Origin of the sequence: Bacteroides sp. FSHCM14E1 (assembly GCF_019633785.1) — a bacterium.
Classification (GTDB): domain Bacteria; phylum Bacteroidota; class Bacteroidia; order Bacteroidales; family Bacteroidaceae; genus Bacteroides; species Bacteroides hominis.
The window spans coordinates 242-13,255 of sequence record NZ_JADKYL010000024.1 but is presented as its reverse complement, the minus strand read 5'-3'; the positions used below and the strand labels follow the sequence as shown (position 1 = coordinate 13,255).

Sequence of the window (13,014 nt, the reverse complement as noted above, 5' to 3'; positions counted from 1 at the left end):
AAGAGTATATTTACCTGAATTTTATTCTTGATGTAAAGCCATTTACCCGGGCATGTAAAAGCATTTACCTCAGCATGTAAAGCCATTTACCTCGGCATGTAAAAGCGTTTACCCCGGTTGGTAAATGTAACCCGCATTCAAGGTTACGGGGGTCCACATTGGGAGTTAGCGTCAAGGCAACGCATTCTTCGGACAGACCATGCTTGAGGGAAAGTGCCGGCGGAAGGAAAGGCGGGAGGACAAGGTAAAGGACAGACACCGTCTATTCAGGAAGGCGGGAGAAAGGGAATAGCTTTATTCTTGATGTAAAGCCATTTACCCGGGCATGTAAAAGCATTTACCTCAGCATGTAAAGCCATTTACCTCGGCATGTAAAAGCGTTTACCCCGGTTGGTAAATGTAACCCGCATTCAAGGTTACGGGGGTCCACATTGGGAGTTAGCGTCAAGGCAACGCATTCTTCGGACAGACCATGCTTGAGGGAAAGTGCCGGCGGAAGGAAAGGCGGGAGGACAAGGTAAAGGACAGACACCGTCTATTCAGGAAGGCGGGAGAAAGGGAATAGCGGACAGGAAATGGGGCGGACGGGGAGCAAAGAATATCCCAAGCGGCAAATAACAAAGGACTTCCGGAAAAAAGCAGAACATTTTCAAGCAAACAAGCGGGGATATGAAAATGCTTTTTAAAGGGAAAACTGACAAGAAACAGAAAGTATAATTCTGAATACGAGGGAATTAAGAAAGATTTTCAAGCGATGGCAGAGGGTGGAAGATGGAAGATGAAGGTGGAAGATAAACGGGCTGAAAACGCAATCTTCCACCAGGGTAAATAAATGATAATCAGATAAAAAGATGGAAAAAGGTGGAAGATGGAAGATAGAAATGCATTTCGCGGAGGAGAGGACAGAAAAGGCACTGTCCACGATTTTGTGTAAATAGAGAGGACTCTCCATAGAGAGCAGCGCCCCTATTTACAATTACCTCTACCCATACCCTCACTTTTCTTTTGCAACTAACAGTAGTCATCCTTTTAAATACTTATTGATACATCTACGGTCCCAGTTAATTCCCTGTTTTACAACTTTAGCCGGAACACCCGCAATAATTACATTGGGTTCATTAAATACCCTCGTTACGATACTCCCCCAACCAATAATACTATTATCAGAGACTTTCACATTTTTACAAACCTTCACATCTTTTCCGATCCATACATGCTTACCTATTACGATACTCTTAGCAAAATTTATCGGCTCACCCTCTAAATTCGTTATCGTATGTGCGTCGGTACACCATATATCAACGCCCCAGCTCAACTGACTATCGTCTCCAATACTGATGCACGAATCATCTTCTTGCAAATATAACGTAACGCCATTAATTACTACACGATTTCCAATATCTACCCGACAATTATTAGCCATTCTTGAAACACCGGCTCCCAGCCCCGGAAGTTGCCCAATGATAAGCTTCAATCCCGTCATACCCAATATGGTAGAATAGCGTAAAATAATCGTCCCTATATTTACTATATTATTATCTCCTTTTACAACCAGAAGAAATCCATCACTTAGCAACAATTCTTCCGCACTATCTTCAGAATCGCAATACATTGAAATGTGATTGTTATTCCCAATGATCGTTATGTTAGCTTGATTTATAATCCGATTAAACCGTTCGTTCTGAGAAGCCATACAGTCAATCCGATTATGTGGGAAAATCAATGTAATTTCATTATTTTGACCATTAACATGTTCCATATCATTCTAAATCCTATAGTTTACATTCGTAGCAATACAGCTTTTACTCCTTTCTGCCAAATGTACGAAAAGGAATAGCTTCACATTCATTAGCCTACTCCTGATCTTCTTCATTTTAAGTAAATTAACGATTACAACAATAAACCGAAAGCAAATGATCCTCTCAAAGCAAATATCAGAGGAAAACAAGTATGGCAGGAAAGACAGGCACGATGAAAAGACTAATGCTTTTTACTCAAAAAAGCTATCGGGAAAATCTAATTTATAATGCATTGTAAATCCGATGAGGTACATATAGGACAAGCCTTAAAAACGAAAAACTTCCTCACTTCTAAAATATGCGCATATGTTTTTATACTTTTGCATTTAATAATTCAACTAAAAAAATCATATGCAGCCCGGATCTTTAGCAACTTTCATCCTATTACTGTTTATCACAACCTCTTGCCGGAATAAGGAAACGCAGTTCTATCCCGTACCTATGGACTCCATAAATCTTGTAGCCCCAGAAAAGCCACAACCGATTGCAGCCAAAAGTCAAACAGCTCTTTATCTGGACTCAATCGGACTGGTAAATATCTCCGAACTCGACTCTACATTCATAATCAACCTGATGTATGCCACCCCGGATAATTTCACCGGTCAACTTCTTTATGGTGATTTGAAAGAGGCATATCTCCATCCGGACGCAGCTAAAGCCCTTTTGCAGGCACACCTGTTACTCAAAGCAGAGCATCCTGGCTATCGCCTGGTGATTTATGATGCAGCACGTCCGATGTCCGTTCAGAAAAAGATGTGGGATGTTGTAAAAGGAACCTCTAAATATTTCTATGTATCTAATCCGGCACGAGGAGGAGGACTGCATAATTATGGCCTGGCAGTAGACATCGGCATAGTAGACTCTCTCGGGCACCCACTTTCTATGGGAACCGAAGTTGATTATATGGGTGCAACATCGCATATCACAAACGAAGCAGAACTCGTGAAAAAAGGAAAAATAACGCAACAAGAACGCGAAAACCGAATTCTACTAAGAAGAGTCATGAAAGGTGCAGGATTCCGTGCACTCCCCAGCGAATGGTGGCACTTTAACCTGTGCAGCCGAGACGAAGCAAAACAAAAGTATAAACTTATAAACTAAAATAAGATATGTACCTTTCTCCGGAAACAGTCCTGTTTATCCGGGAGCATCGCAATGACGATATACGCTCCCTCGCATTACAGGCAAAGAAATATCCCCAGGTTGACATGTCCTCTGCTATCGTCCAGATAGCCGGATGGCAAGCCGCCGCTTCAAAAATACCAAGTTGGCATGCTACGGAAAATCTTCTTTATCCACGTCATTTATCATTGGAGCAATGTTCATCGGAAATCACCGCACTCTACAAAGCCTCACTGGCGCAGGGAGAAACGCTGGTCGATCTTACGGGCGGATTCGGTATTGATTGTGCTTTTCTCGCAGCCCGGTTCAAAACAGTCACCTACATCGAACGCCAAAAAGAACTTTGCGAGATTGCCGCTCACAATTTTCCACTATTGGGATTAAAGCAGATCCGGGTACAAAATGCCGATGGAGTAGAGTACTTGCAAACAATGTCGCCCACAGACTGTATCTTCCTGGACCCGGCACGCCGCAATGAACATGGCGGAAAAACAGTAGCCATATCCGACTGTGAACCTAATGCAGCCGCACTGGAGGAATTATTGCTTGAAAAAGGGCAACAGGTTATAATCAAACTTTCCCCAATGCTCGACCTTTCTCTGGCTATACGGGACATGAAGCATGTTTCTGAGGTCCACATTATCTCCGTCAACAACGAATGTAAGGAACTGTTGTTAATGTTGCGATCCGAAAAGACATCTCCGACGATCCTGCCTACCCTATCGCAGCCTATCGTCTGCATCAACTTTGCAAACCGAAAAATACAGAGTTTCGTCTTTACGCGCGAAGCAGAGCAGAGCACCGATTGCTCTTACACCCATAAAATAGGTACTTACTTGTATGAACCCAACGCCTCTATTCTCAAAGCCGGTGCTTTCCGCAGCATCGCTTCTGCGTTTCATTTAAGCAAGCTCCATCCCAACAGCCATCTCTACACCTCGGATGAACGGATAGAAGAATTTCCAGGCCGAATCTTCCGGGTGACCGGCTACTCATGCCTCAACAAAAAAGAACTGAAGAATCTCTTAAATGAAGTGGATAAAGCCAACCTCACTGTCCGCAACTTCCCACAATCTGTGGCAGAACTACGAAAACGGCTAAAAATAGCTGACGGAGGTGATATCTATCTGTTTGCTACTACCCTGAACGATGAAAAAAAAATCATCATCCGATGTGAGAAAGCATAAAATGAAGAGAGGCAACGTCGTCCCGACGCTGCCTCTTTCTCTCAATCAATTTATAGAAACTGTTTGTCCCAACGAATAAATCTCGTCTGACTGCCCATAAGGCTTTTCTTTCAACATCCCCTGAACTTTAACCACAATCCTGTATTTCGATTCAGGTTCTTTCAGTGTATATTCCCACGAAGTAGGCTCACCTTCCAAAGAAATCTGATGCTCTAACACCGCCCCCTTGTAAACCTGAACATAAACGGATAAAGGACGTTCCACCTCTTCCGGAATCGCTGTAGGCAATTTCCATTCAATCAAAGCTTCATTATCAGGTGATAGTGACGATTTCAAATCGGTCACCGGGGGCAAAGAAACCCCATCCTTGAAATCAATGATATCGCGATCCTGACAACCTGTGACAGCAAGTATACAAAGCATCACAGAGAAAAAATATAGTATTCTTTTCATAATCGTCTGTTTTTTATTAGTAACCCGGATTCTGTATATAATTTCCTTTCGCCCAGTTCATCTGTTGCTGAGGAATAGGCTTATATTCATCTCTTCCTGCAACAAAGACAGCATTATTCATCCACGAGAAGCGAGTTTTTTCTTTCTTGAAATAAGCATTCATCGTAGGTTCCAGAATTCCCCATCTTTGCAGATCGAAGAAGCGTCTTCCCTCACATGCCATTTCAAGACGATTCTCAAACATCAGTGCTTTCCATGCATACTCTTTGGTCCATGCAGCCTCGTCAGTATATAAACTAACTTTATAATTCATATAAGGAGTACCGTCTGCCATCAATAGACGGATTCTACTGTTATTGGCACGTTCGCGTAGCTTATTGATGATAGGACGAGCTTCTTTATGGCGATCCAACTGAATCAGAATTTCAGCTTTCCACAATAAAACTTCAGCATAACGTATTTGTTTCACGTTCATTGAGTTGCGGTTTACAATGATACAATCGCAACCGGCAGGTACCAATTCCTTGACAGATTTCAGATAACCATAATCACCGGGGCTTCTGGAAGCCTTCTCTTCATACAACAAGTCCGGATTATATTTATAAGGATATCCCGGAATGGCTGCTGTATGACTCAGACGAGGATCGAAAGTATTTTCACTGAAATACTCTTTGAATCTTCCTTTCAGTTCCGCATCATTAAACGTATCGAACAAAGGCAAACCGTCTTTATCAGTTCTGAAAGCATTTGCCATATTAAAGCTCATCTTATGGAAGTCACAACATGGGAAATAAGGTTCCCAGGAAGGAGCATTCAATTCTGCACCGTTGTTTGTATTTCCTCCACTTGATGTTCCGTCATTGATAGAATACTGGATTTCCCAAATTGCTTCTTTGGTAGCATTATCATATTCCGGCAAGAAATTTTCGGCAAAGTCTTCACATAAACCTACATTTCCACCTTCCTGATCGGTGATCTCGTTGATATAAACCAAGGCACGTTCCAGAATCTTCTTATCCACCTCGACTACCTGATGTCTTTCATCTTGCTTGTATGCCATGAACAACAACGCTTTGGCAGCCATAGCCCGTGCAGCATTCTTATTGATACGGCCTATCTCTTCCTGCTTTTCAGGCAACAGTCTGACAGCTTCTTCCAGATCGGCCACAATGTGTTCCCACAAATATGTATCATCAGTACCATTGGGCCGGTTCGAGATATTGGTCACATCTTCCACCGTTCTTCCGTTCTCTTCATCTACCCAAGGAATATATCTCCACAGAGTCTTCATAAAGAAATAGGTAGCTCCGCGCAGGAATTTCACTTCACCGGTACGTACGCCCTTCAACGGATAGTTTTCATCGGTAACTTTAGACAGAGCATAGAGTGCCAGATTGTATCTGGATATCGCTACATATCCCTTGAACCAAGGTCCGTCATTATTGCCTACATTAGCGGTCACAGAAGAGAAAACTTCCATATCGTGCCAGGCAGACTGGTCACTTACACCCGATCCGCCTTTGTAAGCATCGTCTGACCGGATGGAACCATGCATCCACCATGCATGAGCTTCCGACCAGGGCAGATAAGGGATCAGCGAATAGCACGGAGTCACAAAATCATCAATATGTTCAGGCTTTCCTAATAATAAATCATCAGCCAGCACCCCTTTAGGGTTAATATTCAATTGGTCGGCACAGCTCGTCACCAACAAGGAAAGCAAAAGGGCAGATGACAGAAATAAACTATAAAAGGTTTTCATACTATTTCTATTTAAAAGGTTATATTAACTCCAACTGTAGCGGTAAATGGAATGACATAGCCAAAGTCACGGATTTCAGGATCGGGACCCGAGAAGCGGTTGCTATCCCACCATTTCTTGATAGTGAATACATTGTTAGCCGAAACATAGGCACGCAAGCGGCTGATCATGGCTTTCTTCACCAGACTTTCCGGGAAAGTGTATCCCAATTCCACTGTTCTCAGTTTCAGGTACGAACCATCTTTGAGGAAATACGTAGATGTACGCTTTTCATCATTGGTGTTACGGGTAGACAGAGCCGGAATGTTAGAATCCGGATTCTGGGGAGACCAGGCATTAAATACGCCTTTCAGGTGATTGGTATTATTCACATTCTGAATGTTCCAGAAGTCACTGTATTCAATCCATGAATCCCAAACATCTCCGCCATGTACACCCTGGAAGAAGAGAGCCAAGTCTACATTCTTATATGAAGCCTGAAGGTTCAAACCATAAGTAAAGTCCGGATCGCTGACACCAATCCACGTACGGTCATAATCCTGAGTAATGCGTCCGTCGCCATCAAGGTCCTTGTAACGGATACGTCCCAAACCTTTTCCAGCCTGTTGCGGTGAGTTGTCCACCTCTTCCTGAGTTTTGAAGATTCCGTCTGCCACATATCCGTAGACAGAGTTACGAGGACGTCCGATAATATCGTCCAACATACCGTTTCCACCATATACACTTCTCACGTTGTCCGGCAATTCGGTAATCTTATTCTTGAAGGTAGCAAGGTTTCCCGTAATGCTGTAACTAAATCCGGACGGAAGGTTATTCCGGTATGTCAACAAGATTTCAACTCCTCGGTTTTCCATGCTCGGACCATTCACATAAGTATCTCCACCTTCACCAAACGCACCGATATAAGGGGGTAAATAAAGCATATCGGTTGTTTTCTTATAAAAATAGTCGATAGTTCCGACCAGGCTCTGATTGAAGAAACCGAAATCGATACCGTAATTGGTCTGTGTCACCGTTTCCCATTTCAGTGTCGAATTACCGGTGAGATATTTGCGGAAACCAGACTGTAAAGAACCGCTTTCCTGTCCGTTCATAGCATAAGAAGTTCCGTTATAATCGGCTACATAGCTGCTTTGCAAGTATCCACTCGGGATAGCCGAGTTACCGTTACGCCCCCAACTGAATCTCAATTTCAGATCCGAAAGAAAATCTACATTCTCAAGGAACGGTTCGTTCTTGATTCTCCATCCCAGCGAAAATGCTGGGAAAACTGCCCAACGGTTATCAGCACCGAACTTGGAAGAACCGTCATAACGTAACGTTGCCGATGCCAGATATTTGGAAGCATACGAATAGTTAAACTTACCGAAGTATGACAACAGAGCATAAGCATCACCCGAACCGGTAGCCTCTGTAATCTTGTCGCCGGTAGCCGAACTCAAAAAAGCATAGTCTCTGTCTTCCAGGGTCAAACCGTCTTTCCGCGCATAGAATGCTTCGCTTTCAGCTTTCGTGAATTCCATTCCGACTACAGCTCCTATCGAGTGTTTTCCGAATTGCCCGTTATAGTTGATCTGGTTGGTCCATTGGTATTCAAGGAAATGGGTCTGATCATTGCGGACATAATTAAATTTTTCATCACGGCCCGAACCATCTGCTTCACCCCATTTTTTATCGACTGCCCGATAGTATGAACCGCGATAGTCTACACCGAACGATGTTCTCAGGTTCAAACCTTTGATAATCATCAAATCGGCATACGTATTACCAATTACCTTCAGGAACTTATTGACATTGTCTTTCCCCAGGATAAGGTCTTTCACCGGATTACGATAATCGTCCATACCCACGTCGAGAGAGGCACCACCCCAACCACCGGTTTCGGTATATACAGGAATGATAGGGGGTTCATTCGCTGCAAGCTGAGTATGATTGGCTTCGCGATAGTTCATGTAGTTCAACTCCAGATTCTCACCTACTTTCAGACGACCATTCAATAAATCGTATTCCGAATTCAAGCGGGCCGAATATTTCTTCCAGAAGGTTTCAATCTGGATACCTTCCGTATTTTCATAACCCAGGTTGAAGAAAGTACGTGATTTTTCAGTACCACTCGATACTGAGATCTGATGATTCTGCGATACTCCGGTACGGGATATTTCGTCGATCCAGTTAGTATCGGCCGAGCGCATAGTCTTGGCTGTATTCAGCCATTCCACCGGTTTCACGGAGTTAAGCACCGGATAACCGTTACCGTCATAACTCCAGTCGTAATCGAAGAAACGAACACTTTGTTTGATCTCACCCAGTTTGTCATCGTTGGCATACGCCTGCCAGATGGCACGTCCATATTCTTCAGTATTCAGTAAGTCGGGTTTATTAACCCACTTGGAAAACTGTACACGACCTTCGTAGCTGATTTTCGATTCACCCTTTTTACCCTTCTTCGTTTCGATAATGATCACACCACCGGCAGCTCTCGAACCATAAATACTGGCCGAAGCAGCATCCTTCAACACCTGAATAGATTCAATGTTCGCCGGGTTGATGTCCCTCAAGTTATAATCGCCTGCCAATCCGTCGAGTACGATCAGCGGGTTGGGTTGTGCATTCAATGACGTAAGTCCGCGAATCTGTATCGAAGCATTTCCACCGGGGCTACCATCGGCAGTAATAAATACACCCGGCAATTTTCCCTGCAAAGACTTCAGTGCGTTAGTCGAAGGATTCTGAGCCAAATCCGAGGTATTAGCAATGGCAACCGAACCGGTCAGATCGGCTTTGCGCTGCGTCATATATCCGGTCTGGATAACCACCTCGCCCAACATCGTGGCATCATCGGCCATTACCACGTCGATCTTGCTTAATCCCTTCACAGCTTTCTCCTGTGTAGCCTTTCCAATAAATGAGAATACCAGAATATCTTTATCCGAATTCACATCAACCGAATACTCACCATTCAGATTCGTAATCGTACCTTTCGAAGTGCCCTTTACCGACACGTTTACTCCGATCAGCGGGTCACCTGTTTCCTTTTCGGTCACCGTACCCGTAATGACTTTCACCTGGTTGATATCCAGATTGCCTGCGTATGCCATCATTGTCCCCGAGAACAAGACAACCACCCAGACCAAAAGCCTTCTCAACACTTCTTGCAGCCAGTCACTTCCGGAGGCCACAAGGCAAGGTCTTTCATGTTTCATATTCACCAATTAGATTTAATTAAAAATTTAAATAATACTATCATATGTTTTTCAGTTTGCCGAAGCTTCGACAGCAGGCAGCAGCTGCCGACGGGCTTCTTCAATACCTGAAGTTCCAAATACCTGTGCCTCCGGATCACCATACCAGTAAATGGTAGTGGCATAATCAACCTCACCCCGTTTCCATCCCAGCATTTCAATATCGAACTTAAAGCTCTTATTGAAAGGGATGCCATCCAGATGGCGGGTGCGATAGAAAGCATTATAACCGTGAGAGCTTTCCAAATCGGCTCTCGGAGCTCCTCCGAATGGAGTATAAAAAGGCACTACCGGTGCCCATGAGCTATTATAGTAGTCTTCCGTACCGGTGCCGAAGTGTGAAGGGAAAGTATCATCGTCTACCCAAATTTTCTCGTCACCTTCGCCATACCACAACGGAGCATGATTGTACAGTGAAAGTAAATCACCTTTATAGACCCCCTTTCCTTTCAGTGTAGCGAAGTTCCATTCTACACACTGATCGGCCTCTTCGGGTTTATCATGGATGTAGATACCGTTCTCCTGCCTCCATGAAGCATAGAAATACAATGACCGGTCTTTATTCCACTTCAACGGGGCCACGTTTACCTCCAGTTCAGCATCAACCGGCTGGGAAGAAAGGTTCAGTACTTTCAAGACTCCCGATTTGCGGTAAGGCATCAACCAGCGACTGGAGATGTTCCCTTTCCCGTCGGACGTCAGATACCAACTATCCACTTTGGGAGCACCCATGCCACCTCCGGAGAAATCACTCAAGGGCACCCATACGGTCTGTTTCCCGTCGAATGTGGCACTGAACACCAATTCCCGCATCAATTGCGCATATTGCTCCGGATTATCAACACGGATATTGAACTTCACTTCATACACCGCATTTTCACCTGTCGGCAGCGGAATGGTCAGTGAATCGGAAGAAAGAAGGTTCTTATTCTCCCGGATCATTTCACCTTTACGTCCGGCCATCGGATGGAGAAGACGATCGTCTACTTCAGCTATTTTCTGTGCTGCTCTCTCTACCACTTCTTTAGAGAAAGTCTCCACCTGTGTACCCTCCGGATATTTACGGAAGTTGATGTGGTAATATTTTGGAGTAGGATTCACTCCCGGCTCGTCTTCGAACGTCACTTTACATCCACGGGCATACGGGATAGGCAGGAACAGGGTATTTCCTCCCTTACCTTCGGGCGTATAGCTGGTGTGTGCCTGCAACATTCCTCTTCCCAGTCCGGGCACATTGATCCGCATCAGGTCATAGGCGGGAATAATCCAGCCCGGCTGGTCGGAACCATCGAAATAAAACCTCCATGTACCGCGTTTGTCAATAGTAGTAATCCAGATGCGGGTGATAGCCCCCGGTCCGACTTCGTCGAACATTACTTTCTCGATACGGCCTGCTATCGTATCTACCCGCTTGATTCCAAACCCATCGCTGTTGGCAAACCAACCGGCAGAATCGGGTGATACCGATGCACGGTCATAACTACTTTCCTGACGACAAGTATAAGAGGGAACCGGATATAGCGCCTGCTCCTCCACCGATACCATTTCGTCCAACAGCGTTTCCAGTGTTACCGGCTTATCCGACACTTGAGAGCCGCATCCCCACGAACAAAACAAGAGTCCTGCGCAAACGGACAACCATACATTTCTTTTACTTTGTTTCATACTTATATCTAATTTTGTGTTTATTATATTTTCGAGAAAGCATGTTCTTCTTTTGCGGTCTTTTCAGCTTCTTTATCCACTCCCAATTCTTTTTCTATTGCCTCCAACGACTTTCCTTTAGTCTCGGGCACACAAAATAAAATGAATGCGAATGCAGCAATGCTGAAAACAGCAAAGATTCCGAATGCGACCGATCCGCCCAGGTTATTCAGTATCCAAGGAAAAAACTGAACGGTAAGGAACGTACATAACCAACTTACTCCGGTAGAGAGTGACATGGCCGTTCCACGGATACGGGAAGGATAGATTTCGGAAGTTACCACCCACATCAGCGGTGCCAGCGAAGCTGCAAAGAACCCGATGTAACACAGCACGGCTATCAATGCGCCGATGCCATTGGCAGCAGGTACAACGAAGGTATAGACCAAATAAAGCAACGAAAGACTCATTCCCAAGCTTCCGGCGAGAAGCAGGATTTTGCGTCCCACTTTATCGACCAGCCATACAGCAATCAGGGTAAACAACAGATTCACCACGCCCACCAGGATGGATTGCACAAGGGCAATATCCCCGGCAACACCTGTCATCTCAAAAATAGAAGGAGCGTAATTAATAATGACGTTAATACCCGTAATTTGCTGTAAGGCGGCCAGTATAGAACCTATGAAAACCACTTTAGCCAAGTTACCCTTAAACAATTCTGTTACCTTTATCCTATCTCTACCTTCTTGTGTGTTTGTGTCGGACACGGTCATCTCACCGGCTTCCAGGTTCAGCTTACTGGCCACCTGTCTGGCTCTGCCTGCTTTTCCGCGGGCCGAAAGCCATCGCGGACTCTCGGGCAATATAACCAACAGTAGCAGGTAGGCTACACTAAAGAAGAACGGGAATCCCAGCATCAGGCGCCAGTTCCGCTCGTAGTCCAGCAATATATAATCTACAATATAAGCAATCAGAATTCCTATCACAATGGCCAGTTGATTGTAAGAGACCAGTGTTCCCCTCAACCGGGCAGGAGAAATCTCGGATATATAGATAGGTGCTACGGCAGAAATCACGCCGATCCCCAGCCCACATATCAGGCGAAAAACCAGCAGTGAAACCAGATTGACAGACAATGCGCAACCTAAAGAAGAAACAATAAAAAAGATAGCTGACGAGAACATTACTTTCTGCCTGCCATAACGGTCACTGAAACCTCCTCCCAGCAAAGCACCGCAAAGGCAACCTACGGTCAGAATACTTACCACCAATCCCAAAGCCATATCATCCAACATGAATTGTTCCTGTAAAAAAGGAACGGCTCCGGAAATACCTGCCATATTTAATCCCACAATCAATCCACCAAAGACGGTGATAAAGGTATATAGGAATAAAGGTTTGTTCTCTCTGTTCATTTTGATTTTAAATTTATAGTAGTTATACGATGTGTGATTGTTGATGCAAGGTTAGCCAGAATAGTACAGAAGCGATATAACGCAGGAAACAAATAATATAAGAATGGTAACATCCGGCAAAAATACCGGCAGACTATCAATCCGGTTACCCACTGATGTAACGAAAGGATAAAGCTAATAATGAAGCATTTGGAAAAAAATGATTCTTGTAATAAGTGGGTTGTCTTTTATCAAAAGGAAGGTAACGTTTCAAAAGACGTTCGTTTTTTGAAACACGGTCTTTGCTCTGTGCGCTGAATACAAAAAGAAGAGATAAATGACTGATAATTAAAACGATGTAAAAAGATTTGCACAGATGAAAAAAGCGGCTTATCTTTGTTGCATCAG

Annotated in this window: 8 protein-coding genes and 1 pseudogene; 2 read left to right on the top strand and 7 right to left on the bottom strand. The window is 44.2% G+C overall.

Translation table 11 applies throughout. The features are described 5' to 3' along the window. Window positions 1-1,021: 1,021 nt before the first annotated feature. Window positions 1,022-1,759: an acyltransferase gene (locus ISX59_RS20925; RefSeq protein WP_005812561.1), complete on the bottom strand. Its 738-nt coding sequence runs from the start codon at window positions 1,757-1,759 to the stop codon at window positions 1,022-1,024. A gap of 391 nt (window positions 1,760-2,150) precedes the next feature. Here ISX59_RS20925 and ISX59_RS20920 point away from each other — a divergent pair, with 391 nt between their 5' ends. Beyond that, the gene (locus tag ISX59_RS20920) at window positions 2,151-2,900 is read left to right on the top strand and encodes a M15 family metallopeptidase (protein ID WP_005782985.1); all 750 of its coding nucleotides are present in this window, start codon (window positions 2,151-2,153) and stop codon (window positions 2,898-2,900) included. 8 nt (window positions 2,901-2,908) lie between these two features. Then, complete coding sequence (locus ISX59_RS20915) at window positions 2,909-4,108, top strand: class I SAM-dependent methyltransferase (RefSeq protein WP_122297099.1); 1,200 nt, start codon at window positions 2,909-2,911, stop codon at window positions 4,106-4,108. Window positions 4,109-4,153: 45 nt separating this feature from the next. Here ISX59_RS20915 and ISX59_RS20910 read toward each other — a convergent pair whose 3' ends face one another. From ISX59_RS20910 to ISX59_RS20885, 6 genes and pseudogenes are all read right to left on the bottom strand, one after another. Then, window positions 4,154-4,561: a DUF4945 domain-containing protein gene (locus ISX59_RS20910; RefSeq protein ID WP_005782981.1), complete on the bottom strand. Its 408-nt coding sequence runs from the start codon at window positions 4,559-4,561 to the stop codon at window positions 4,154-4,156. A gap of 16 nt (window positions 4,562-4,577) precedes the next feature. Next, complete coding sequence (locus tag ISX59_RS20905) at window positions 4,578-6,323, bottom strand: RagB/SusD family nutrient uptake outer membrane protein (RefSeq protein ID WP_032540055.1); 1,746 nt, start codon at window positions 6,321-6,323, stop codon at window positions 4,578-4,580. Window positions 6,324-6,334: 11 nt separating this feature from the next. Then, window positions 6,335-9,526, bottom strand: a complete 3,192-nt coding sequence (locus tag ISX59_RS20900; protein ID WP_032529723.1) for a TonB-dependent receptor — start codon at window positions 9,524-9,526, stop codon at window positions 6,335-6,337. Between the two features lie 51 nt (window positions 9,527-9,577). Next, window positions 9,578-11,230, bottom strand: a complete 1,653-nt coding sequence (locus tag ISX59_RS20895; RefSeq protein WP_220576247.1) for a glycoside hydrolase family 172 protein — start codon at window positions 11,228-11,230, stop codon at window positions 9,578-9,580. Between the two features lie 23 nt (window positions 11,231-11,253). Next, window positions 11,254-12,627, bottom strand: coding sequence for a sugar porter family MFS transporter (locus tag ISX59_RS20890; RefSeq protein ID WP_005812555.1), 1,374 nt, complete (start codon window positions 12,625-12,627; stop codon window positions 11,254-11,256). 145 nt (window positions 12,628-12,772) lie between these two features. Next, window positions 12,773-13,014: pseudogene (locus ISX59_RS20885) on the bottom strand (hypothetical protein); the annotation flags it as partial.